This is a genomic window from Enterovibrio sp. QJM3NY_24 (assembly GCF_057786035.1).
In genome coordinates this window covers 1,640,045-1,665,612 of the sequence record NZ_CM173519.1, presented here as the reverse complement: position 1 = coordinate 1,665,612, position 25,568 = coordinate 1,640,045, and the positions used below count along the sequence as shown (strand labels likewise).

At 47.4% G+C, this 25,568-nt stretch carries 22 protein-coding genes and 1 pseudogene; 12 read left to right on the top strand and 11 right to left on the bottom strand.

The features are described 5' to 3' along the window. Positions 1-103: 103 nt before the first annotated feature. The 4 genes from AC3CIC_RS07380 (at position 104) to AC3CIC_RS07365 (ending at position 4,532) form a co-directional block, all read left to right on the top strand. Entirely contained in the window at positions 104-2,260 is a 2,157-nt protein-coding gene (locus tag AC3CIC_RS07380) for an adenosylcobalamin-dependent ribonucleoside-diphosphate reductase (protein WP_488515778.1), read from the top strand. Positions 2,261-2,351: 91 nt separating this feature from the next. Further along, complete coding sequence (locus AC3CIC_RS07375) at positions 2,352-3,053, top strand: TSCPD domain-containing protein (RefSeq protein ID WP_016962286.1); 702 nt, start codon at positions 2,352-2,354, stop codon at positions 3,051-3,053. Positions 3,054-3,241: 188 nt separating this feature from the next. Beyond that, positions 3,242-3,832: an FMN-dependent NADH-azoreductase gene (locus AC3CIC_RS07370; RefSeq protein WP_488515777.1), complete on the top strand. Its 591-nt coding sequence runs from the start codon at positions 3,242-3,244 to the stop codon at positions 3,830-3,832. Between the two features lie 223 nt (positions 3,833-4,055). Further along, positions 4,056-4,532, top strand: a complete 477-nt coding sequence (locus AC3CIC_RS07365) for a hypothetical protein (protein ID WP_488515776.1) — start codon at positions 4,056-4,058, stop codon at positions 4,530-4,532. A 96-nt stretch (positions 4,533-4,628) separates the two neighbouring features. Here the strand turns inward: AC3CIC_RS07365 and AC3CIC_RS07360 are convergent, their stop codons facing one another. Next, complete coding sequence (locus AC3CIC_RS07360) at positions 4,629-6,023, bottom strand: MipA/OmpV family protein (RefSeq protein WP_488515775.1); 1,395 nt, start codon at positions 6,021-6,023, stop codon at positions 4,629-4,631. Positions 6,024-6,180: 157 nt separating this feature from the next. Then, a complete protein-coding gene (locus tag AC3CIC_RS07355) occupies positions 6,181-6,816 on the bottom strand; it encodes a 2OG-Fe dioxygenase family protein (RefSeq protein ID WP_394213007.1) in 636 nt (211 codons plus the stop codon). A gap of 344 nt (positions 6,817-7,160) precedes the next feature. Between AC3CIC_RS07355 and AC3CIC_RS07350 the strand changes: the two genes are divergently transcribed. Then, complete coding sequence (locus AC3CIC_RS07350) at positions 7,161-7,931, top strand: nucleotidyltransferase family protein (RefSeq protein WP_488515774.1); 771 nt, start codon at positions 7,161-7,163, stop codon at positions 7,929-7,931. A 109-nt stretch (positions 7,932-8,040) separates the two neighbouring features. Here AC3CIC_RS07350 and AC3CIC_RS07345 read toward each other — a convergent pair whose 3' ends face one another. The 9 genes and pseudogenes from AC3CIC_RS07345 to AC3CIC_RS07305 all read right to left on the bottom strand — a co-directional run bounded on the left by AC3CIC_RS07345 (position 8,041) and on the right by AC3CIC_RS07305 (position 18,490). Then, complete coding sequence (locus AC3CIC_RS07345) at positions 8,041-8,820, bottom strand: class II glutamine amidotransferase (protein ID WP_488515773.1); 780 nt, start codon at positions 8,818-8,820, stop codon at positions 8,041-8,043. A gap of 117 nt (positions 8,821-8,937) precedes the next feature. Next, the gene (locus AC3CIC_RS07340; RefSeq protein WP_488515888.1) at positions 8,938-10,125 is read right to left on the bottom strand and encodes an NnrS family protein; all 1,188 of its coding nucleotides are present in this window, start codon (positions 10,123-10,125) and stop codon (positions 8,938-8,940) included. A gap of 192 nt (positions 10,126-10,317) precedes the next feature. Next, positions 10,318-11,262 (bottom strand): ABC transporter permease, encoded by a 945-nt coding sequence (locus tag AC3CIC_RS07335; protein WP_016962304.1) that lies wholly within the window; start codon positions 11,260-11,262, stop codon positions 10,318-10,320. After that, complete coding sequence (locus AC3CIC_RS07330) at positions 11,259-12,227, bottom strand: ABC transporter permease (protein ID WP_488515772.1); 969 nt, start codon at positions 12,225-12,227, stop codon at positions 11,259-11,261. The genes AC3CIC_RS07335 and AC3CIC_RS07330 overlap by 4 nt, the downstream gene beginning before the upstream one ends. Then, positions 12,224-13,240, bottom strand: coding sequence for an ABC transporter ATP-binding protein (locus AC3CIC_RS07325; RefSeq protein ID WP_488515771.1), 1,017 nt, complete (start codon positions 13,238-13,240; stop codon positions 12,224-12,226). The genes AC3CIC_RS07330 and AC3CIC_RS07325 overlap by 4 nt, the downstream gene beginning before the upstream one ends. Before the next feature lie 11 nt (positions 13,241-13,251). Continuing rightward, positions 13,252-14,198: pseudogene (locus tag AC3CIC_RS07320) on the bottom strand (ABC transporter ATP-binding protein). 9 nt (positions 14,199-14,207) lie between these two features. Next, positions 14,208-15,863, bottom strand: a complete 1,656-nt coding sequence (locus AC3CIC_RS07315) for a peptide ABC transporter substrate-binding protein (protein WP_488515770.1) — start codon at positions 15,861-15,863, stop codon at positions 14,208-14,210. A 618-nt stretch (positions 15,864-16,481) separates the two neighbouring features. Beyond that, the gene (locus tag AC3CIC_RS07310; protein ID WP_488515769.1) at positions 16,482-17,492 is read right to left on the bottom strand and encodes an acyltransferase; all 1,011 of its coding nucleotides are present in this window, start codon (positions 17,490-17,492) and stop codon (positions 16,482-16,484) included. Positions 17,493-17,647: 155 nt separating this feature from the next. After that, complete coding sequence (locus AC3CIC_RS07305) at positions 17,648-18,490, bottom strand: TauD/TfdA dioxygenase family protein (protein WP_488515768.1); 843 nt, start codon at positions 18,488-18,490, stop codon at positions 17,648-17,650. Positions 18,491-18,811: 321 nt separating this feature from the next. Between AC3CIC_RS07305 and sbcB the strand changes: the two genes are divergently transcribed. The 7 genes from sbcB (at position 18,812) to purT (ending at position 25,466) form a co-directional block, all read left to right on the top strand. Beyond that, positions 18,812-20,236 (top strand): exodeoxyribonuclease I, encoded by a 1,425-nt coding sequence (gene sbcB / locus AC3CIC_RS07300; RefSeq protein ID WP_488515767.1) that lies wholly within the window; start codon positions 18,812-18,814, stop codon positions 20,234-20,236. Positions 20,237-20,358: 122 nt separating this feature from the next. Further along, positions 20,359-20,868, top strand: coding sequence for a hypothetical protein (locus AC3CIC_RS07295; RefSeq protein ID WP_488515766.1), 510 nt, complete (start codon positions 20,359-20,361; stop codon positions 20,866-20,868). A gap of 116 nt (positions 20,869-20,984) precedes the next feature. Next, positions 20,985-21,332 carry a CidA/LrgA family protein gene (locus AC3CIC_RS07290; protein WP_016962314.1) on the top strand — a complete coding sequence of 116 codons (348 nt, stop codon included), beginning with the start codon at positions 20,985-20,987 and terminating at the stop codon, positions 21,330-21,332. Beyond that, complete coding sequence (locus AC3CIC_RS07285) at positions 21,332-22,036, top strand: CidB/LrgB family autolysis modulator (protein WP_488515765.1); 705 nt, start codon at positions 21,332-21,334, stop codon at positions 22,034-22,036. The genes AC3CIC_RS07290 and AC3CIC_RS07285 overlap by 1 nt, the downstream gene beginning before the upstream one ends. Before the next feature lie 135 nt (positions 22,037-22,171). Next, a complete protein-coding gene (gene cdd / locus AC3CIC_RS07280; protein ID WP_488515764.1) occupies positions 22,172-23,059 on the top strand; it encodes a cytidine deaminase in 888 nt (295 codons plus the stop codon). Positions 23,060-23,181: 122 nt separating this feature from the next. After that, the gene (locus AC3CIC_RS07275) at positions 23,182-24,066 is read left to right on the top strand and encodes a DMT family transporter (protein ID WP_488515763.1); all 885 of its coding nucleotides are present in this window, start codon (positions 23,182-23,184) and stop codon (positions 24,064-24,066) included. A 224-nt stretch (positions 24,067-24,290) separates the two neighbouring features. Further along, positions 24,291-25,466, top strand: a complete 1,176-nt coding sequence (purT, locus tag AC3CIC_RS07270) for a formate-dependent phosphoribosylglycinamide formyltransferase (RefSeq protein WP_488515762.1) — start codon at positions 24,291-24,293, stop codon at positions 25,464-25,466. Positions 25,467-25,568 lie beyond the last annotated feature (102 nt).

Sequence of the window (25,568 nt, the reverse complement as noted above, 5' to 3'; positions counted from 1 at the left end):
TATAGTGGTTTGATCTGCGCCCTTGCCAATCAGAGACACAATATAGTGTCTTTGGCCAAGCTTCGCTCAACAAGTCGGCATTACTCTCGAGGTGCAATTCATAATGGCCAAAACCAAGTCAGCTTCTGAAATCGAACCTACTGGTGTTCTAGCAATTCCATACCAAGATACGTCTATGGAAATCTGGGACAGCAAGTACCGCTTAAAAAGCAAACACGGTGAAGCAATCGATGTCACACTCGATGACACATTCAAGCGTGTTGCTCGTGCACTTGCCGATCTCGAAGAGAAATCGGTACAAGACAAATGGTACCAAGAATTTTTGTGGGCACTTCGTCACGGTGCAATCCCGGCAGGACGCATCACGTCTAACGCTGGCGCTTTCGAGCACAAGCCTGCAACGTCTACCATCAACTGCACGGTAAGTGGCACCATTGAAGATTCAATGGATGACATTCTAGGTAAAGTTCATGAAGCAGGCCTGACCCTAAAAGCGGGTTGTGGTATTGGCTACGATTTCTCTACCTTACGTCCACGTGGCGCGTTTGTATCAGGCGCTGGTGCGTACACATCAGGCCCACTGTCGTTCATGGATATCTACGACAAGATGTGCTTTACCGTGTCGTCTGCAGGTGGTCGTCGTGGCGCACAAATGGGTACCATGGACATTCGTCACCCTGACGTGATGGAATTCATCCGTGCCAAGCGTGAAAATGGCCGTCTGCGTCAATTCAACTTGTCACTACTGATCAACGAAGAATTCATTGAAGCAGTGAAGAACGACGGCGAATGGCAGTTAATCTTCCCTGTCACTGAAAAAGAAGCACGTCAGGATAAAACTGATCTGCACAACGATGACAGCATCGTGTGGGCAGACTGGCCAAGCAGCGAAGGATTTGTTGAAGACGAAATCGGCCGCATTGCGTGCAAGATCTACCGCACCATGCCAGCGCGCAATCTTTGGAACGTCATCATGACGTCAACCTACGATTATGCTGAACCAGGCTTCATTCTGATCGACAAAGTTAACCAGATGAACAACAACTGGTTCTGTGAAGAGATCCGTGCAACGAACCCTTGTGGTGAGCAGCCTCTTCCACCGTATGGTGCGTGCCTACTAGGTTCAGTGAACCTGACCAAATTCGTTCGTGACCCATTCACAGAGAAAGCACGTTTCGATTGGGAAATGTATCGTAAGGTTGTCGCGACTTTCACCCGTATGTTGGACAACGTGGTGGAGATCAACCAACTGCCGCTAGCAAAACAGCGTGAAGAGATCGAAACCAAACGCCGTCACGGTATGGGTTTCCTTGGTTTGGGCTCTACGCTGACGATGCTTCGCCACAAATACGGCAGCGCGGCGTCTATCGCGTTCACTGAGCAAGTTTCTCAGGAAATGGCGATCACCGGTTGGGAACAAGCTGTTGCACTTGCCGAAGAGAAAGGCGTTGCACCTGTGATGGACCAAGAATTCGTTGTTACCGCTAAAATGCTCCGTCTACGCCCAGAGATGGCAACGGACGGCATTAAGATTGGTGACAAGGTAAAAGGCAAAGTGCTTCACGCCAAATACAGCCGTTACATGCAGCAAATTGGCGATATTCGCCCAGATTTGATTGCGAAGCTGGTTGAGAAAGGCGGTCGCTTTACGCACCACAGTTCAATTGCACCAACAGGAACAATTTCACTGTCGCTAGCGAATAACGCGAGTAATGGTATCGAGCCAAGCTTTGCGCATCACTACACGCGTAACGTGATTAAACCGGGTAAGAAATCGAAAGAAAGCGTCGACGTGTATAGCTTTGAGTTGCTTGCCTACCGCGAGATTATCAACACCAAAGCGATGCCATACAGCACCAAAGAAGACGAGCAATTACCTGAGTATTTCATCACCGCCGACGACATTACACCAAGTCAGCACGTAGAAGTTCAGGCTGCTGCGCAACGTTGGATAGACTCTTCAATCTCGAAAACCGCCAATGTGCCAACCGACTTCCCGTTTGAAGACTTCAAGAACATCTACATGGATGCGTATGATAAAGGTTTGAAAGGCTGTACGACCTTCCGCTTCAACCCAGAAGTGTTCCAAGGTGTATTGGTGAAAGATGAAGATCTTGAGAAAACCACGTACGTGTTTACGCTGGAAGACGGCTCTACCTTCGAAGCCAAAGGCAACGAGAAGATTGAGTACGACGGCGAAATTCACTCAGCAGCAAACCTTTACGATGCGCTGAAAGAAGGCTACTACGGTAAGTTTTAATCCTATCCCCGAGTAACCTCAAGATACTCGGGGATACACATTGTCAGGATGGCTTGCAATCAAGCTGTCCACTCTGAAGAAGTAATTCGTTATGACACGTAAAATCGAAAGCAAAATTGTTTCTTATAAAGTAAAAAGCAAAGACGTCGTTCAAGAATCACCGGTTAAATTGGTAGAAGACGTCGCGCCAGTGCTAGAAACCATGCATGAAGAAATGCCACGTCCAGAGGTTTTGCTGGGTACCACCTACAAGCTGAAAACCCCTGAGCACGTTTCTGAGCATTCTCTGTTCATCACCATCAACGATGTCGTGTTGAACGAAGGCACCGATCATGCAATGCGTCAGCCATTTGAGATTTTCATCAACAGTAAGAGCCTTGAGCATTACCAGTGGATTGTGGCGTTAACGCGCATTATCTCTGCCGTATTCCGTAAAGGTGGCGATTGTACATTCTTGGTTGAAGAGCTTCGCTCAGTGTTCGATCCAAAAGGCGGTTACTGGAATAAAGGCAAATATGTGCCTTCGTTGATTGCAGAAATCGGCAACGTTATTGAACAACATCTGATGCAAATCGGCATGCTGGATAATCCAGAAATGGATGAACACCAAAAAGCATTCCTTGAAGCGAAGCGTGCTGAAAATACAGCGAAAGTGGAACCAAAAGCAGAAGAAGAAGTGAACACAGGCTTCCCGCCAAGTGCGACGCTTTGCTATAAGTGCCACAACAAAGCGGTTGTTGTAAAAGACGGCTGCCAGACTTGCCTAAACTGCGGCGATTCTAAGTGCGGTTAAACGCATAATTGCTCGAGAAAGGCTTCCTGTAGGAAGCCTTTTTTATAGGTTCACATTCAGCAAGCTTTATCTCATTCAATATTTTCGAACACTACCCCCAGATTTTTCCGCTTTTTTGCCTGCTACCCTTTCTCTATAGTTGTTATCACAATAAGACACAGTAAACACGAATATTAATGGGGCATGAAATGGCAAATGTACTGGTTCTAAAATCAAGTATTCTTGGCGAGTATTCTTCTTCAACAAAATTGATTGATGGAATGGTTGACCAACTTGGCCGCGACAATTTCATTATTGAGCGTGATTTGGCCGCGCACCCCGTTCCCGTCCTGGATGGTGAACTTGCGACAGGTTTACGTGGAGCGAAAAAACCCACTCAGAAACAGCAAGATGCGCTAGCGCTGTCGGACCAATTAATTAACGAAATCCAAGCCAGTGATACGTTGGTTATCGCTGCGCCAATGTACAACTTTTCCATTCCAACACAGCTAAAAAACTGGTTCGATTTTATTGCACGTGCGGGAGTGACATTTGCATATACAGAGCAAGGCCCGCAAGGTCTATTGACTGGCAAGAAAGCCATCATAGTGACAACGCGAGGCGGCATTCACAAAGACACTGAAAACGACCATGTCGTCGGCTACCTCAAAACGGTACTTAGCTTTGTTGGTATTACCGACATTGAATTTGTTTACAGCGAAGCTTTAGCAATGGGTGATGAACCTGCCAAGGCTTCAATGGAGCAAGCTGCAAAAGACTTACTAGGCTTAGTTTCCTAGCCCGCGAGTCCAATTCATTGCAAATATATTGCCAACATCAAACGCGAGAAGTAGCCAACACTTGGTCACGTTTCGCGCTTTGATTTTCTTTATTTGGGCTCCCTGAGCCCCTTTTTTTACCTTATCCCCGAGCAACCTCTCAGCCTTGTTTATCTCCCATTTTCTTTTGTCCTTAAATCCCGTTTTATAAGCCATCAGCGAATTCATACTGTTGGAGTCATAAATGATTAAAAGCAATCCATTTTTAGATAAAGATACCGATCGCGCAGAAATTTGGGACATGCTCGTCGCCAAAGATATTCAGGCTTACACCCAAGCGGATTGGTCAATGGTGGAAAACGATTTTTTAGAGCATGAATTTTTTGCCGTGAATGCAGGATTCGATCAAGACCCGGGGAAATGGAACTTGGCATTTTCATGTTTCGGAGACTACCGAGACTCATGGTTAGAAGCTGCGCGTGCAAGTCTTGATACGGAATACGCAGAGCCACTAGAAGATGCTATTCATAAGCTCACCACGCTTGAACAAATCGAAGTGAAAGACGGCAAAGCCATCGCGCGTAAGCAGTTTGATGGCACCATTCAGGTTGTCGGTAAAGAGCCTGAGGTGCTGAAGTGGCAAACGCTGTATTACCTGAAGCAAACCGAATCAGGCTGGAAAATTGTAGGCTTCACGGGTTACCTTCCTTACACTGCCTAACTAACAAACATAAAGAAGCGGGCCCTAAAGCCCGCTTCTTTGTTCATCAGATTGACCATCGCATACATTCCAACGCGTAGGTGCCAGCTTCTTAGTTTAGAAGTCCATCTGCAAGTAAATCGTGTTGTAGTTACTGCCACCTTTGATTCGACCAAACTGGCTCGCTTTCTCAAAAATCGCCGAACGGTGATGAATTGAATAACCCAACCACAGATTGTTCAATTTCTTCTGACCAATCAAATCACCGACATTCACATCAACAGAAAGATCAATGTAGTTAAGCAAATGGCTTGGCTCATAACCTTTGCGCTCCATTTCAGAGCTTTCTACATAGGTGATGTTATTTACGTATGACAAACCTTCTGCCGCACCGATCCGCCATTCTGTCGGCCAATCGAACGTGTAATACGCCTTAATCGCCATCACAAATTCAGGCGACGAGGCTTGTACCTCAGAACTCCAGTGCCAAACAACGCCCGGCGTCAGGTAGATATCCAGTGGAACGCCAAACAGAGAGTCAGTCAACGGATGCCCATAAAACACCGAGGTTAACGTATTACCATAGGGGTCTTTTTCCGTGCCACCTGCAATGATCTCACCAATGTTAGAAGGCGTTGCCCAACCATACGCTAATCGCCAATATGGACGAGTCGAAATCTCTCGTTCGCCATCGCGTTTGTGATCATTGAAGAAACCGAAACCAGCGAAAACCTCCCCTTGCCAATTCTTGTCGATGGTAGCCGCATGGCGAACATTCTTATCAAAATACGTCGCGTATGCCGCCCCGACGAGATAAAGATTGGAATAGACGTGGTAACGCCCTTTCATGCCCGCTTTGAGATCAACGCCAGCTCCAATGTGCACCCCTTCATTTCGGTATTCTGACAACCCGTAATAGAAGCTATTGAAGTCTGCATCTTTGTAACGTGCAGAAACCGTCGCGTCGAGGTCAAAATCCTCTGTATGAATTGTTTTACCGAGCGTGGCAACACTGTGGAAACGATAATCTTTATCCGATAACACATCGAGATCTGCATACCAGCCATCACCAAGTTGGCGTTTTAGTTGGAAACCAAAGTCGCCGGTATCACCGCCGATATCGTTCTGCACGGCCGTCGGCAAATCAATAAATCGCATGCGAAGGATAGCATTGACCCGCCACTCATCTTCTTCCCAAAGACGGATGCCGCCTTCTGTTCCATTGATGAAAAACGCTTCATCTTGGTAGAACATCATAGGGACGAAGCTGGAGACATTCGCGCTGCCACCTTCGGCGTAAGGAACACCAGCAGAACGTAACGTGGCGGCTATGCCCCAGTTTTCGCTTCGCTTAAGGCGCAGTGTTTCGACAGTATCGACGTCAGGCTTCTTTGTCTCTATCGCCACATCGAGACTCGTTTCAGTGGTATCAGTGGCGTCAACAACTTCAGCCCAACACACAGGGGTTAATAAGGTTGCTGCTAGAGCGAGGTATTTGGGAGTATTCAACATTAAAGGCGCGGTTTATTAGTTCATATTGCGACCAGTTTAACTTAAGGACAAGTAACTGTGTGATTTTAAAGATAAGAATAAGCAAAATTATGGTTGATTCCCTTCGGGTCAAGGCTAGCAAAACTCATCATTTCACTAGCCCTAACTCGAGAAGGCATCAACGTTCGCGCGCCGTCAACACAAACAAGTCAACATGTCCCAGCAAGGAAGGGTTAACAGGCCGGATCGGATTTGCGTTGTGCCAAACGGCATGATCGTCGAGCAGCGCCACATCTCCGTCGTTCATTGCCAGCGAAAAGAACGGCTGCTCGGCTTTGTCTTTGTACACCAAAATTTCCCCGCCTTGCACGTTTTTCCGGTGAATTGCCGCAATCGCAATATGATCAAAGCCATCCTGATGCACTCCTTCTGGCGACACGGGTGTGATGTCATTTAGGGTAATCACTCTCATTTGATGGATCTCGATGTCCTGCTGATCGTCCAGTTCATTGTTGTCTTTAAACAATCGACAAAGCTCAAAGAACCCTTCCGAATGAAGAACATTCGGCGACAAGTCTTCAAAATGGCGAATAACACCGCCTTGGTGTTGGTTAATGGATCGGCTTTGCACAAAGGTGTGTTGGGGCATTTGGCGTACAGCGCCAGCATCACACTGCACGATGGAATAGCGTCTTAATCTGTATTGACCATCGGCGTGTGCGGTAGTTGGCAAATGGTCAAACGTCGGTTCGAGTTCTTGTACTGCTAGGTCGCTGATATGACATAGCTGCATAAGATAATCTGGATGATACATGTTACGTCCTCCATATCGATCTCTTAACGGGCATCTCTGGGTAAGAAACACACGATAACTGTCATTACATTAAGTTAACGTCACCGCATCAATTTTGACAAACATTCACAGAGTGATTAATTACGTCAAATGCCATATACGCACAGTTAGTCCATCCAAACGTTAATATGCAGAATAATATTTTGCATTATTTGAACTTCGCCCAACAGTCAGACACAGTTTGAGACGTCAGGCGCGAACATAACCCTTTCATTCAGCTAACATTCATCTTCAGTCGATATGATGAAGTTGTAGTCACTCACAGGACGCTAACCGAGTGACCCTCAACCAACAGAGGTATTTAGATGGGAAGAATGTTTAAAGCGCTGATTATCGTTCCAATTCTGGTGATTCGTGTGCCGGCTTATGCTGAGCAACTCGACGTAAAAGCCCCGCCTTGCAGCCAGAGTATTTCTTATCAGCAGCCACAAGCAGACCACGACACCACTCTCTCCGAGTTGTTCTCTATCCCTTCATTCCGTGCCAAAGAAATCAAACAGCCTTACAGCGATCTTGCCGAGCTTTATGACGCAGCACCACAGGCACAACAAGAACTCGAAAATATTGCTCAGACGATTGCGAAGAAAGCCAACGGCAGTGTTTTGTCTGCCGGCTTGAAAGGACAAGAGCGCGCTGAAGAAAAAGTGGAGAAGGAACTGGATGGCGATGTCACTCGCTTGACAGATATCGTGCGTATCACCGTGGAAACGGATTCAGTAGATGGGTTGAACAACGCTTATGCGCAACTGGCTGCTTCAACGAAAACGATGGAAGTCATCAACCGTTTTCACACACCTCGCCCATCGGGGTATCGCGACATAAAAGTGCTGGTTTCATTGCCTGAAAGCCAAATAATCGCGGAAGTTCAGCTGCACCTGAAAGCCATTTCAGCCATAAAGAACGGGAAGGAGCATGCTAACTACGAACAAATCCAGAAGATCGAACGTGAAGCGGCAATGGATGATCGCCCACTCAGTCATTACGAAACAGCAAAAATTGAAAAGTTACGCAGAGAATCTCGTGCACTCTATGACAATGCGTGGAAGCGATACCTACCGTTGAATATTGCGGTTTAATGAATCACGGAGGGCGAAATCTCCGCCCTCTCTTCAACGTCACTTCTGAAGTCTATTATCAGAGCCTTGGTTCTTAGGTGAGTGCTTAAATGAGTACTTAAATGAGCAGTTAGGTAGATGAATGCATCACAAATTCAGTCACACTAACTTGCTCACCAACAAGTTCAACGAAGCTTTGAGCTGGCACCTTGTTCCACCCTTCTCTGTCTAGCTCGAAGGGCTCTGAGGCCAGCACTACGCCACTGTCGACCATTTTATAGAACATGGTGGGAGGCACACCAAACGTCGCATATCGTAGCGCCCAATACTGCTTACCATCACTGATACACAATGCAGCCTTGAACGGCTGGTCAATGCCTTTTTCCCGCATTTCCGCTTCAATGTCTTTAATCACACGAACCAGCGCAGTCTTGGGGCATTGTTCAAGACCGTATTGCATCAGCAGCAAAAAGATCAGTTCGCTGTCCGTTGTACCTTTGCGCTTCAAATAGCAGGCTTCATCCAACTGACGCTCTAATTTGTAGCGCATCAATTCAAAATCGGGGATCTGCCCATTGTGCATAAAGAGCCAATTTTTAACGTTGAACGGATGGCAATTCTCTCGAGATGTGTTTGCACCTGTTGATGCCCTCACATGTGCCATGAAGCGATGAGATTTAGTATGTTGGGCGAGAGAACGTAGATTGGCATCAGACCAAGCAGGTAACACTTCACGATACAACGCAGGCGTTGATTTTTCGCCATACCAGGTCGCACCAAAGCCATCAGCGTTGACCGCCGTCACTGCTTTCGACGCTTCCATGCTCTGCATCACCAATGAATGGTTAGGTTGATGTAGCATTTCATCTAAGAAACACGGTTTTCCCTGATACGCTAACCATCTGCACACGCCGATTACTCCCTTGATTACTCATTGATACTATTGCTATTAGTATGGCGTAACGGCTGATAATTGCAGTGCGACGTGCCACAGAACATTGACGTGCCGTAGATTTCTCAATAGCCGCTACCCTGGGTGCCCGTCTACGCGCGCCCTAATCAGCATCGGACCGAAACAAACAACAAAGCCACCAAAAGCCATACTCCAACCTATTCCCGCGATAACGACCCATGTTTGCAAATGTTCAGGCCAGACTATTGGTCCCAACACTCGCACCAGCGTCGCCAATACCAACGAAAAATACGCAAAGCTAAATGATGCGCCTTGATAAATCGCCCTGCCAGTATGCCCCATACTCACACGCGCAATCATTGCCAGAACAACACCCGCCAGTGTGCCCATCGCAAAAAGGTGAATCAATGAATGTGAAATCCATGCATTACCAATAAACAACGCTTTCGCAATCAAGCCGACAGGCAGCGCAAGATAAAACAGGTGCAATGACCAAACGAGAGGCTCACCGAATGATCGGACTCCTTGCCAACGGTATAAACGAATACACTGAGTGATACCCGCTACCCATAGTAACGACGCGTTAAACCACGTTGGCACCAAAGGGAAAAATGAGATAACAGCAAGCATCACAAGAGGAAGTATGGCCAACACCTCGAGCCATAATATGGGCTTGGGTGCTTCAAGCTGGAAACGCTTAGCGGTGAAAAATGGTATCACTCGCCCCCCCATGATGGAGATAAGAATCATGAACCACCACAACATCGCCTGCCAAAGCGCATTAGCGGAAAATGGTGGCATGCCCTTTACAGTGGCATAACTCGCCAAATTCGCACTGATTGCCACCAGCAACATCGGAATAAAAAACAGATTTCGCCAGCGTTTAGTGATCACCACTCGATAACCGACCTCCCACCCTGTCAGCACAAGAAATGCCGTATCAACTAATGCGATGATAGATAAAGGCGTGTCCGTCCAAAACAGAACCCTCGCTGCAATCCACAGCATCACAATAAAGGCCAGCCGCCCACCGGAGGTGCCTTTCATACCCGTCCACGTCTGCACAGCGGTCATGAGAAATCCCGCGACAACAGCCATCGCAACACCAAACAACATTTCATGGGCATGCCACCAGATCGCAGGCACGTTAAGCGGCGATCGGCTTCCAGAGGTAAACAACCATACCCAAGTGCAGATCGAAAAAACGGCATAAATACCCGCCAGCAGAAAGAGCGGCCTAAAGCCAAGACGAAGTATGGGCGGGATTCTCTCTTCTTTTTCTTTATCAACAATATTGATCATCATGGGCACCTAGAAAGTATTGAAACTATAACATGCATAATATTTACATGTTTAAGGGTGATTAGAAAGAAGAGGCTGCAATTCGAGTACAAATCATTTCGACGAGAAGACTTAGGTGGGAAGATATATCTCGCTAACAGTCTGAATAAAAAGAAAAGCCAGCATTCGCTGGCTTTTTATTGAGTTTGAAAATCAGTTACCCGATTTAGGATCGAGCGCGTCTTGCAACGCATCACCGAGGAAGTTAAACGCCATAACGGTCACCAAAATGGCGATACCGGGATAGATCGCCAACCCTGGAGATTGCCAGATGACTTCTTGCGCATTTTGCAGCATGTTGCCCCATGAAGGCATCGGCGGTTGAATGCCTAGACCTAAAAATGACAACGCACTTTCCAGCAAAATCACACCACCCAGCGCCATGGTGGTTGCAATGATCACGGGCGACAACACATTCGGCAATACATGACGACGAATGATACGCCAAGGCGAAGCGCCATAACCGACAGCCGCTTTCACATAGTCACGCTCTCGCAATGACAACGTACCAGAGCGCACCAAACGCGCTGTCGTTGGCCAGCCAAACAAGGCGACAATCACAATGATGCGAATGAAGCTAGCGTTCTCACCTTGCGCCCAGCTTTCAGGCAGACCCAGTTTACTTAGGTCGACCGCCGCCATCACGATCATCAAAGGTAATGTCGGCAGCGACAGCGTGAAATCAGCAATACGCATTAGTACAGCGTCAAGCTTACCGCCAAAGTAACCCGCAAAGACGCCAACTAAGGTGCCTAGTATTGCCGTCATCAAGGCTGCAACCGCACCGACTGATAGCGACACTTGACCACCATAGAGTAAACGGAGGAATACATCTCGACCTAGCTCATCGGCGCCCAACCAGTGAGCATCACTCGCAGGCTCAAACCGCGCAAAGAAATCCACTTCAAATGGGTCGTGTCCAAACCAACTCGCAAGCAGTGGTGCGCTAAAGCAAAGTATCGCAAACAGTATGATAAATACCGCACTCACCAAGCCGGCTTTGTGTTGACAGAACCGGTGCCACACAAGTACCCATGGCGAAGAAGCTTGGCGCTTCGGTGCTGCAACGGGAGCAGCATTGGAAACATGTTGTGTCATGCGGATGCCCCTTTTGTCAGACTGATTCGTGGGTCAAGTTTTGCATAGGCAATATCTGCAAGCAGGTTACCCAATAGCGCAGTAAAAGTGATCACCATGAGTCCCAACAGAGCAAGGTTATAGTCATTCCCCATGATGGCATCGAAGATCAGCTTACCCATACCCGGCCACGCAAACACGGTTTCCGTGATCAATGCACCAGACAGTAAGAAGCCAATGTCCAACGCAATAATGGTCACTAAAGGGATCATCGCATTACGCAATGCGTGGTGAAAAATCACACGGGTTTTTGACGCCCCTTTCGCAATCGCTGTTCGAATGTAATCCTGACGCATGACTTCTAGCATGGTGCCGCGAACATAGCGGGAATGACTCGCCACATTCAAAACAGTCAGCGATATCACTGGAAGGATAAGGTGTTGCAGTTCCACCCAAAAACCACCCCCTTCGGCCTCACCCGTGCCACCAGCTGGCAGCCAGCCAAGTGTGACTGAGAAGACAAGAATTAGCATTAGCGCTAGCCAAAACGCAGGTGTTGAGAAACCCACAAAGGCACCAAAGCTGATCACGTAGTCCACCCAAGTACGATGTTTCAATGCAGCAATCACCCCAACAGGAATAGCGATCAGCAGTGAAAGCAAAGTCGCAATGCCCACCAGCTTTACCGTATTCCACACAGCCGGAATCAACACGTCTTCCGCAGGTTGGTAATACAGGCGCGAATAACCAAAGTCACCCTGAACGGCGGCAGATAGCCAGTGCCAGTAACGTTCAATCAACGGTTGGTCTAATCCCTGAAGGGCTTTGAGTCTCGCGACATCTGCTGCTGTCATTGTCGGATCTGACGTTGCCATCAAATCAATCGGGTCTCCGGGCATGAGACCAATCAGCGCGTAAGAAACAAATGAAACTAAAAACAGGACAAATATACTCTGTAGTGTGCGGCCAATAATGAAACGCGTCATACCGTGGCCTCCTTACAATCAAACTTTTTTGCGTCAATCACTTCACTGGGGAAGTGGCAAGCAACAATATGCTTTTCATCACCGCCATACATCAACGCCTTAGGCGCTTCAGACTTGCATCGATCCGTCGCTTTCGCACAGCGCGGATGAAACGCACAGCCACTGGGCGGGTCTATCGGGCTTGGCACATCGCCTTGTAACGATAACCCTCGCTTGCGTTTCCCTCGCCCCACCTCAGGTACAGCGGCGAGCAGTGCCTGACTATATGGGTGAGCAGGGTTAGCAAAAAACGCATCGCGCGGTGCTTGCTCAACAATCTGACCGAGATACATCACAACAATGGTATCGGCGAGATAGTCCACCACGGCCATGTCATGGCTAATGAAGAAAAAAGACAGGTTTCGTTCGCGCTGTAACTCCGCAAACAAATTCAACACTTGGCTTTGCACCGACACATCGAGTGCCGACAGGGGTTCATCAGCAATGATCAACGAAGGTTCGAGCACCAAAGCGCGAGCGATACAGATACGCTGACGCTGACCACCGGAAAACTCATGCGGATAGCGATCGAGTGCGTCTTCACTCAAACCCACAGCGATTAATGCATCAATTACCTTGGCTTTGCGCGAGGCTTTGTCGCCAACGTTATAAACATCAAGCGGCTCCCCCACCAGCTCAGAAACTGGCATGCGCGGATTCAGTGCAGAGTACGGGTCTTGAAATACTAACCCAAGTTTACGGCGCAACGCTTTAAGCGCCTCGCCTTTCAAGCCCGCGGTTTTCACACCGGCAAGTTCAACCGTGCCTTCAGCTGGCGCTTCTAGTAATGCGACCATTCGACCTAACGTCGATTTCCCGCAGCCAGATTCGCCAACAATCGCTATGGTCTCCCCTTCATTCAATGACAGGGATATCTTGGTCACCGCTTTCAGTTCTTGCGCAGGTTTTCCAAACCAACCTTTTTGACCAATGGGATAGCGCTGACAGACATTGTCTAGTTTTAATAATGTCATAAAGTCCGTCCTTATGTATGGTGGCACGCCACCGTGTGAACGGTGTTGAGTTCAACCGATTCAGGCATTGCAGACACACAGGTCGGCGTCGCTTTGCTGCATCGATCGGCGAACGGACAACCAGAACCGCGTAAATCGAGCGGGGGCACGGCACCTGGAATCGCAGGCAACACATCACGTGCAGCGCCAATTTTTGGCAATGTCGCCAGTAGCCCTTGCGTATAAGGGTGCTGAGGATTAGCGAACAGTTCTTCAGCGGTTGCTTGCTCAACAATGCGCCCCGCGTACATTACGATGACGCGCTCAGCAAGCTGAGAGACAACACCCAAATTGTGACTGATGAATTGAACCGCTGTGCCTGTGGTATCACGAAGCTCTTCCAGCAAATCGAGAACCTGAGCTTGTACCGTGACGTCCAATGCCGTCGTGGGTTCGTCAGCGATAATCAGTTCAGGTTCACATGCCAGCGCCATGGCGATCATGACACGCTGCCGCATCCCACCAGAGAGCTCATGTGGGTAAGCAGTTGCACGTCGAACTGGATCGGGAATGTGCACCCTTTCGAGCATGTCAATCGCGCGCTCTTTCGCTTCCGCTTTATTGTTACCACGGTGAAGTTCAAACATCTCCGCAATTTGATCCCCGACCGTCACAACAGGGTTAAGCGCAGTCATGGGTTCTTGAAAGATCATGGCGATACCTTCACCGCGCACTTTCTGCCAATCCGCATCGCTGTTGCTTAGCAGGTTTTCACCACGAAAGACCACTTCACCACTGGCTTTCATGACGTTTGGTTGAAGCCCCATTAGCGTCAACGCAGCAAGGCTTTTGCCACACCCTGATTCACCGACAACGCCAAGGATCTCGCCTTTGTTGATATGAAAGCTGATATCGTTAACCGCAGGGTAGCCTTTAAGGTCACCCGCAGACGACGAACATCAAGTATCTTGTCGTCCATGTACGGCTCCTACTTCTTAGTGGTGTACCACTCTTCAACCCAGTTGGTGGATGGGAACATATGGCCCGTCGGTGTCACACCTTCCAACCATTTCGGCATCACGAAGCTGTCTGCACGGAAATACAGAGGCAGTGCTGGCAGGTCTTCCGCATAGATATTCTGAATTTCATGGAAGATCTTCTTACGCTTTTCGGTGTCCAGTTCTGCTTCTACCTTGTTTAGCAAATCATCCATCGCAGGGTTTTGGTAACCAATGTAGTTTTGACCAGACCAACCGTTTTCTTCCGTTGGGATGTTAGTAGAAAGCAGCGTGGTACGCGGTGGACTCTCAGGTGATGAGTACCATGCAAACATGGCTAGGCCTTTGTGCTTGCGCTTGTTTAACGTTTCACCGAAATAGACACGCGCTGGCTGGTTATTGATGCTCACCTTCACACCAATCTGTTTCCACTGGGATTGAAGAACTTGCTGCACCAGCTCACGGGTTTTGTTACCCGCTGTCGTCATTAATTCGATGCGTAGCTCATTACCTTCCGAATCAACCATCTCGCCATTTTTTAACGTAAATCCAGCACCTTCGAGCAACTGCTTGGCTTTTTCAGGATTATATTCGTAGCGTTTTACGTCAGCAAAAAAGGTCGTATCACGTGGGCTCACGTTCGTATCTGCGACTGGCTGCTTACCAGCGAAAAGCTTATCCACCAATTGCTCTCGATTCGCGCCATAAAGAAGCGCCTGACGAACTTCCTTAATCGCCAGATGCGGGTTGTTCATTGTGGTGTCTAAGTGCTCGTAAAGCAGACCAGGCTCGTAGTGAACCTTGTATTTATCTCCGTGACGCTTTTCAAGTTGCAGCACTTGATCCAATGAAAGGCCGAGTTCACCGGGCAAATAGTCCACAGAGCCAGAAAGAAGATGCGCTTCTAGTGCTGAGGTGTTTTCAATGGCTTTAAATATGATTTCGTCAATGACAGGAGACTTACCTTTCCAATGCGGGTTTTTCTGAGCGGTGATGAAGCTTCCTGCATTGACTTTCGAAATCACAAAAGGACCGAAATACAAACCAGGGTTTGTTGGTTCAGTGGCGTACTTGGTGGTTTTTGAATAACTCGTTGGATCCTTGCTATACACATCGCCTTCCACATGAGCAGGCATAGCAGTAGGAATGAACGTATTGTATTTGAATGTGATTTTGTTCAGAACGACTTCAAAGTTCTTGTCATCAAGTACAACCAGTTTTTCCATGGTCTTGGCTTCTTGAAGACCTGGGTTGCCGACACGCTCATCGGTTTCAATCGCGTAACCAAGCGCGATATCTTTGGTGGTGACAGGAACACCGTCCCCCCAAAACAAATCATTTGGAATTTGCACTTTGAGTTTGATGCCTTCACGACCATCATCAAGCACTATTCGCTCTGCTAATCCGTTTTCAAAGCTGGGCACGTCGACACACGCGTTACATTGTAACAACCAGTCTTTGCCATAAATCACCGTGCCGCGGTGCGCTGTACTCAGAATGTATGATGCCGCGACGTTCGAAACGAGGATCGGGTGAAGGTCCTCTGGGTATTGAGACATCCCAATTTTTAACGTTTCAGCGCTTGCTGATGCAGCCGAAAGAGCCAGTGGCGCAGCCATCGCCAACGCGAGGATTGTTGTTTTCATTTTGTCAGTTCCTTTGTATGCAACAGGGGCAGTTCCGTTACCCAAAAACTATGCGCAATAAAGATGGTTTTCTTAGCCCCAAAACTAAATGCAGCGAAAAATTGCGCATATTCATCCAATGTTAAACATATGTTTCATACAAAGTCGACAGCATACTGTTTAGTATTTATGCGGAAGGATAAAATAAATAGCCGAAATGCTTGGCTGAGTCGCATTTCAACATATTTAACATTTTTTATACTTATTATTCAGTAGGTTACAAATTGAAACAAAGCAAATTATTGAATATAAACCCATACGATACGCCTTTTTACCCAACACTAGATTTCAACATGTTATGCCGAGAGACACACGCAACTGGCGTTAGCCCTTCTATAAAAGGGGGTATAAAGGGAATAAAGAAGAAAACGTCGACAGATAGACAGGAAAGCATGGTGCATAGATAGGCTGAACACACAGCAATAACACTTCTCGAGTTTTAGCATCACCTTCTACATTAATGTTATCAGGCAGCACATCCCTCTTAGCTCTCTGATGTAAGACGTCGTTTCACCCACCCTATTTGTCACATAAACAAGGATTCTAAGGAGCGATAAGCCCCCTAGAAAAGAAAGACCATCAAATGCAGCGCTTAAGTAACGGGATACGTGATAAGCACCATGCAGCAATGAGCGAACCGAGGTAAACGACGAAAGTAATAACAGGAATGGAAATCAAAGGTGTGAACGACATTGCGCCGATTCCTGCAAAATTGAGTATTTCTAGAACCATCGGATGGATCAGGTAAACGCCTAGCGTCAACGAAGCGAGCGCTTTGGTAACATCAGTAGTCCAAAGCGGTCGGTTTTTTCGCTTAAACATAAACATCACACTGATCGACATGGGAATGACAGAAAGACTCAAGTAATCGTAGAAATAGAGACCTATTTTTACAGATGAAGCGGATGCCAAGAGAAAGAAGCCTAGTGATGTAACAACAAATGTAGTCACAAACACGCCGACAATCATGCAAAATGGCGGATAGCGTTCTGTTTGGCGTAACAAATAGCCCAAAAAGAAATAGGGCACATATAACAAAAACCAATTGATGAACAAACCCGCGTCTTGCCCATTCAGCTTTTCAACACCTGAATTAATCGCAGCGATCGACATACCCGCAACAACGAGCACCCAAAGCGCATTTTCAGAGGCTTGCATGACAACCATTCGAAAAAATGGTGTAAACAGATACAGCCCTACGATCATGTAGAGAAACCACATATGATAATAAGGTGTACCGTTCAACACACTAAGAAGAAGCGAAGACACAGATTCAGGCTGATTTTTAACCACCCCTTTAACAACCTGCCATCCTAGATAGACCACCGTCCAAAACACTAACGGGATAAGCAGCCTTGAGACGCGCTTTTTGTAGAAATCTTGCAGGGATTCCGTTTTAGAAGGGTCAAGTAACAAAGCGCCACTTATCATGACAAAAACAGGCACGCACCACCTTACTGCGCTGTCATACACATTTCCTATCCACCAAGAGATGCTACCCAGTTGTGCATCAAACACAAAGTCTGCCGCGACATGCAACATCACGACCGCCAGAATCGCGAGGATCCTAGCGTTATCTAACCAAACCATTTACTTGTCCTTGCTAACCAATAAAAAATAGCGAGCTTCGCCAACCGATTTTGGGTATGTTTTTTTTGATTAACTATAGCCCAATATTTACGCTATTTTTCCAAGGGTTAGAGAGACAATAAAATTCTGTGTACACACTTACTGACTCTGTGTGTTCACAACGTGCTGTAAGCCTTAGGCTCATCGCCTTTTACGACGACACGATGCAATCTTCTTGGTTCGTCACCGTAATCGGTAACAGCGAAATGTTGAGTACAGCGATTATCCCAAATGGCGATACTTCCTGTTTGCCAGCGAAAACGTACCTGAAATTCTTCAACATGACTAGATGAAAATAGCGACGATAATAATTCTTCACCCTTTTCTAAGTCTTCGTCATCGACACGCTGGCAAAATTGCTCGTTGATATAGAGGCTAGGTTTTCCTGTTTCTGGGTGTACTGTCACTAAAGGATGATGAATATCCTTTATCCCGCTTGAAATGTTACTTACTTTGCTCTCGCCCTGCGCATCCACTTCATCAAATCGACTCCCTGCAAATCCATGCACCGCATGGGTTGCTGTTCTGCCGCGTAGTGACTGTTTCAACGCATCGGGCAGTGCTCGGTAAACCGCTTCCATAGAAAGCCAGATAGTATCTCCCCCAGCAGAAGGAAGATGCTGCGCGCAGAGCACCGAGCATTTGGGTGGTGCTTTCTGCCACGTCATGTCCGTGTGCCAGAAGCTTTTCCCCGGCGGGTTGCCAGGTGTGGTCTCAATCACACTGATTTGCGGGAAATCATCGACATGGGGGAAAAATGGATGCGGTGCTTCCAATTCACCAAAGCGTGCCGCAAGCAAAAGTTGATCTTGCGGTGAAAGGTGTTGTTCGTGAAAAAAAATGACTTTGTGCGTTAAGAAAGCGTTGTAGATCAGCGAAAATTCTTTGTCAGTGCAACTCGCCAGGCAAACTTCCTCAATACTGGCACCAATATGTTGTGTCAGCGGCGTTATTTTCATCGTGTTCCCTTCATTTGCTTTATTGCCATCTTGGCATTCATTCACGTTATCTAATTAGAACGTACAACACTGGCATTTCATTCATCCATGATACCTTTCCCTGAAGCATAAAGAGACGCTGAGCGAATCACAGGCTCATCATCTGGTGAAAGTAATGCGCAATCATGCTCAGCCTTTACAACCTATAAACGCAAGGCTAGTCCTCAATAGGGAATAACGCTTGTTAGCGCCTGTACATCAGGTCGTTTTCTTTTGCATTGCAAGATTTCTCACTAAATTTGCGGTAACATCCCCACGTCTTTCAAACCCTTGGATACCACCGTGGCAAACACCAATGAACCAACTTTTTTCTTCTTTGATTACGAAACCTTTGGCATCAGCCCTGCTCTAGATCGACCTTGTCAGTTTGCAGGCGTAAGAACAGACAAAGACTTCAATATCATCGGTGAACCGTTGGTCATTTATTGCCAGCCACCCAATGACTATTTGCCTCAACCAGAAGCGTGTTTGATTACCGGAATTACGCCTCAAACTGCCGTTTCTCGCGGATTGCCTGAGCCTGAGTTCATTGCCAAAATTCATGAGCAACTCTCTATGCCAGGGACATGTTCAGTGGGCTACAACAATATTCGATTTGATGATGAAGTATCGCGCTATACGCTTTATCGCAATTTCTTTGACCCTTACGGGTGGAGTTGGCAAAACGGTAATTCAAGGTGGGATTTGTTGGATGCAATGCGTGCCGCGTATGCACTTCGCCCTGAAGGCATTGAGTGGCCAATAAACGCTGAGGGTGCCACCAGCTTTAAGTTGGAACATCTTTCCGTTGCCAATGGTATTGAGCACGCGAACGCGCACGATGCAATGGCAGATGTGATTGCCACCATCGAAATGGCGAAGAAATTCAAACAAGCCCAACCTCGTTTGTTTGATTACCTGTATACACATCGCAATAAAAATAAGCTAACAGCATTGATCGACATCGTCGCGATGAAACCGCTTGTGCATGTTTCAGGCATGTTTGGCACTGAGCGCGGTAACACCAGTTGGATTGTTCCCGTTGCGTGGCACCCAGACAACAAAAACGCCGTTATCGCCATTGATCTTGCGCTCGACCCGTCCCCATTGTTTGACTTAGACGCAACGGCACTTCGTGAACGTTTATATACAAAGCGTGCCGACCTCGCACCTGATGAGTTACCTGCTCCTATCAAACTCATTCACATCAATAAATGTCCTGTCTTAGCTGAAGCAAAAACCTTGCGTCCAGAAGATGCTGAAAGATTGGGTATTGATCGCCAACGCTGTCTTGATCACTTGAAGAAACTTCAGGCACACCCACAGGTAAGAGAAAAACTGGTCGAGCTTTACGCTGAAAAGCCCCAGTATGGCGATGCTAACAATGTGGATGCGGCCCTCTATGATGGTTTCTTCTCGCCGTCTGATCGCTCCACCATGGATATCATTCGTCAAACCAAACCGGAAAATCTCGCGGCGCTTGAAATCAATGTCGCTGACAAGCGTATTCATCCGCTGTTGTTTCGCTACCGTGCCCGCAACTATTCTTGGACGCTGACTGACAGCGAGCAAAAGAAATGGCACCTTCATCGCCGAGATTATTTCGAAACACACTTACCTGAATACATGGCGCGATTGGAAGATCTCGCTGAAGAAAATCAAAGCGACACAAAAAAATTAGCGATTCTTAAATCCATTTATCACTACGTCGAATCGCTTGTATCTTAGTGATTATCACCAACCTTTGCTGAATACCGCGTGATGTACGCTATACACCCCCAAAGAAACAGAGGTGTTACATTTGAATTTCCGTGATTTGAGTCCACACTTTTCTAATAAGAGATAGTGAGGTGGATGAGAAAATGGTAACCAAAGTAAACAGTCGGTGCTACCGCTTTTCTAACGTCGATTTTGAACCAGAAAGCCGTTCCTTGTTTTGGCAAGACAGTACAGTAAGCACACTCACCTATGAAGAGTGTCGCTTACTAGAAATGCTTTGCTACCATGCTGGAGAAGTGCTGTCTGCTCGTATTCTGTATGCTTCTACATCGTTACCCGACTCTTCTTTTTCTCAGCACCAAAATAGCCTGTGCTCACTGCTGGCTAAATCTTATCGCCATGGCGAAAAAATACTTCCGTTAGATGTGGTGGGCGATCATGGCTACCGCGTTGCGTTGCCTCAAAAAACCTATCAACGACAAGCTGAAGTGATACCCAATCCCTCAGAACCTGACCCTCTTGACATTCACATCGATGAACCCGTACAAGAATTGAAAACACAACGTAACGTTGTGCCCATCATTACAGGTACGCTTCTTTCTGTGCTCAGTGCTGCTGCAGCGATTATCTATCTGATGTAACGCCCTTCACGTTGCCTAACTATTGTGCAATGGTGGGAATTACCATGTTTTGAACAAGATTTTCATAGCGAGCTCAGTCTAGAATAGTTTCACGACTGTCTATCAGGGTCTTCGACGTGAAATATCTTCTTGGTTTCGCACTCATAGCGATTTATACCCTTGTGGGTAGCTTACTGACTCAACTGTTACACCTTCCAATACCCAGCAGTATCATTAGCATGCTGTTGCTTTTCGTGAGCCTAACAACGGGCATCGTACCGGGACGTTGGGTAAAAGATGCCTGCACGGTACTGATTACCATCATGCCACTGTTCTTTATCCCTGCCAGCATGGGGCTAATGGATCACTTTCATCTGTTGATCACCGATTCGATGCCTCTTTTGGGCGCCACAATATTGAGCTCTACGGTGGTGCTGATTGTTATGGCAAAAATTCTGGATAAATATCAAGGGGAAGATAACTAATGTGGCTTATTGCAACCCTTGTGGTGTACTTCATCGCCCGTCATATTGCCTTAAAACTACGTCATCCTATTTTCAATCCTTTGCTGATCAGCTTACTTGTACTGATGCCAATGGTGATTTATTCAGGCAATACCTACAAAGAATACTTTGACCAGAACAAAACCATAAATTTCATGCTTGGCCCTGCAGTAATTGCATTGGCGTATCCTTTATACGAGCAAATGCACGTGATTAAACGACACTGGAAAACCATCTTATTGGCATGTCTTGGCGCGAGTTTGCTCTCAATGACTCTTGGCACCACATTCGCGTTGCTGGCGGGCGGAGATCTCCAGATAGCAGCATCTGTGTTGCCAAAATCTATCTCAACGCCTTTTGCCTTGGGCACGGCTGAACATATAGGCGGTATTCCTGCGGTCACGGCTGCACTCGTGGTGGTTGCAGGGCTTTTCGGTGCACTGATTGGCTATCCGCTACTGAACATCATGAAGATTAAATCCTCTCTTGCTAGAGGCCTTTCAATCGGCGCGGTGTCTCACGCCATAGGCACGGCAAAAGCAGCTGAAACTCACTATCAGGAGGGCGCATTAAGTTCATTAGCGTTAGTGATATGTGGGATCATGACAGCCATTCTTGCCCCGTTTGTTTTTCATGTCATTGAGTTCTTTGTTAATTGCAGCCCAATCTCGACCTGTATCAAATGAAATCGAATTCATGTGAGGTCACTTATATTTATGAAATGATACGTCTCATTGCACCATTTAAGTGATCAAAATCACATTAATAGGCAGGCGTTTGCTCTTAAAATGATTCCCCATACAACAACACTTGGAGCAAGCATGCGAGTTAGCATTCAAGACGCGATTGCAGCCCTACCCTCACCACTCAAAGAGGCTATGGAACAACTCTGCACCTCGCCAGATTTTGACGCGACAATCAGTGCCCAAGACTATGAAAACCTACTCAAGCTAACGGGCTTAGCAGACAAAGACCTGCGTGTTGCCATGCTGCCTATCGCTGCGGCTTACTCTATCGCCCCTATTTCAAAGTTCTATGTTGGCGCGATTGCTCGTGGCGCGTCGGGTCGTCTCTATTTTGGTGCGAACATGGAATTTGAAGGTGTGCAGCTCAATCAAGCGGTACATGCCGAACAATCTGCCATTAGCCACGCTTGGTTGAAGGGGGAATCTGCGCTTAAAGACATCACCATCAACTACAGCCCATGTGGTCACTGCCGTCAGTTTATGAATGAGATCAACGGCGCGGATACACTAAACATTCAACTTCCCGATCGTGAAGCCAAGTTATTACACGAATATCTGCCAGAGCCTTTTGGTCCGATTGATCTCGGTATCGACCAGCCACTGCTGGCTCCTGTTAACCATGGTTTAACGGCCGAGGAAGACGATGCACTTATTCAGGCTGCTGTCAGCGCAACGAATCGCAGTCATGCACCGTATTCACACAATTTGAGCGGTGTGGCTATCCGTGACAATAACGGGCAGATCTTCTCAGGTATGTACGCAGAAAATGCCGCGTTCAACCCTAGTCTTCCCCCGTTGCAAGTCGCGCTCATCGCCATGAACTTGGCAGAAGTGGCATTAAAAGACATCCAAGAAGTTGTTTTGGTGGAAAAAGCCAACGCCGTGATCAGCCACTTGCAAGATACACAAGCGGTTCTAGAGGCCCTAAACCCAGATATTCCTTTGGGTTATTTGGCCATTTAATGCCCAGTTGATGCGTTTATCGTCATAACATTGAAAAACGCTGTGTAACACCGGCGTTTTCGTTATACCCCGCAGACAAAGTTCGCTACTATCACGTCACTTTTCCTCATTTCTGTACACGCATGAGCCAATCTCACAACCCCGTTCTTGGCGCTTCTTGGATGCTCACCGCTGGCGTATGCTTTGCGATGATCAATAGCCTTGCGCAATATGTCAGCTTCAAAATGCAACTACCTTCCACCACGGTTGCGTTTGTTCAGTACTTTATTGCGCTGATTGTGATGATCCCTTGGCTGAGAAGCATGGGCATTCGCCAAGCACTTAAGACCGACCATCTCGGCATGCACTGTTTACGCGTTTTCTTCTCAGTCATTGGTATCCAACTTTGGCTATGGGCACTCGCTTATCCCGTTCCGATTTGGCAAGGCATTGCGTTACTGATGACCTCCCCACTGTTTGCCACAATTGGTTCAGGCCTATTTCTGGGTGAGCGAGTAGGCCCTGCCCGCTGGCTTGCTACATTGAGCGGTTTTGTGGGCGCAATGATCATTCTAGAGCCTTGGTCAGACGATTTTAGCTGGGCAACCATGCTACCTATCGGTGCTGCGTTCTTCTGGGCAACTTATTCCTTGATGGTTAAGAAACTGTCGCACAACGACTCTCCCACCACCATGGTCGTTTACCTGCTATTGCTCATCACGCCGTTTAACATCTTGCTAGCGATACCAGATTGGACAATGCCAAAAGGAGAAATGGTGTGGCTTATTCTGCTTGGTGCAGGCCTGCTCACTGCTGTTGCTCAATGGGCTATCGCCAAAGCGTATGCCGCTGCGGATGCGTCATTCGTTCAGCCTTTTGACAATGCCAAACTGCCTTTGAATGTGTTGTTCGGATTTTTGGTGTTTGGTTGGGTCCCGCCGGGTCGCCTTTGGTTGGGCGCTGCGATCATCGTCGCTGCGGTGTTCTTTATTACCCACTGGGAAACCCGTAAAGCTAAAAATAGCTAATACGACTTTTTGTCGTTTTCCGCCGCCTTTTTAGGCGGCGGTACTTCTATCGACCACTTATCACTGCTAAGCATTAATCAACCCGCCATCGTCAACCCGTCGCCAATAAACACTCACTTAGTTCAGTCTTCCTAAAACCTTACAAACCACAAAGGCAAACGCTTGCGCAAACGATTGCTTAAGGTAAAATCACCAGCAGTTATTTGCATTGATGGAAGATAATCATGATTGGAACAGCAACTCGTCCGGGCGCCACGCGCGTCCTGCTGTTGGGCTCTGGTGAGCTAGGTAAAGAAGTAGCGATTGAATGTCAGCGTCTTGGTATTGAAGTCATCGCGTGTGACCGTTATGCGGATGCGCCCGCGATGCAGGTTGCGCATCGTAGCCATGTCGTCGATATGCTCGATGGCGATGCGCTTGCAGCCATCATTGCCCAAGAGAAACCAGATTACGTGGTGCCAGAAATCGAAGCCATTGCCACTGATCGCCTCGTTGAGCTTGAGAAATCCGGCGTGAATATCGTCCCTACCGCTCGCGCAACCCAACTCACCATGAACCGAGAAGGCATTCGTCGTCTTGCCGCAGAAGAACTTGGTGTGGCAACCTCCCCGTATGCCTTTGCTGATACCTCAGAAGCGTTTCACGCGGCAATTGAATCTGTTGGTATGCCGTGTGTGGTTAAACCTGTTATGAGCTCTTCAGGCAAAGGCCAGAGTGTTGTGAAGACCAATGCTGACATCGAAAAAGCGTGGAACTATGCACAAGAAGGCGGTCGTGCTGGGCGTGGTCGCGTTATCGTCGAAGGCTTTGTTGATTTTGACTATGAAATCACCCTTCTTACCGTCAGTGCCATAGATGGCATTCATTTCTGTGCACCCATTGGCCATCGCCAAGAAGATGGTGACTACCGCGAATCATGGCAACCTCAAGCGATGAGCGTAAAAGCGCGTCAGGCAGCCGAAGAACTCGCAAAAAAAGTGGTGGCGGCATTAGGCGGCTATGGCTTATTTGGCGTGGAATTATTCGTAAAAGGCGATGATGTGCTGTTCAGCGAGGTGTCCCCTCGTCCACACGATACCGGAATGGTAACGCTGATTTCGCAAGACCTTTCTGAGTTTGCTCTTCACGTTCGCGCGTTCTTAGGTTTACCTATCAATGCGATTAACTTGTATGGCCCTTCGGCATCTGCCGTGGTGTTAGGAGAAGGCAGCTCAAACAACATTGGTTTTGATGGTATTGCACAAGCACTACGTTACCCAGATACCCAAGTCCGTCTGTTTGGTAAACCGGACATTGATGGCCGTCGCCGTCTTGGTGTGGCATTGGCAAGAGACACAGATACCAATTCAGCAGTGCGTAAAGCCGTTACCGCAGCATCTGCCATTCAGATTGATTTTTGATCTCGATTAATCTGTTTAGCGCTACATCTAATCGGACAAAACGAACCTAGATTGGCGCTGCCGAAATAAACCAGCCACCCAATGGGTGGCTGGTTTTCAATG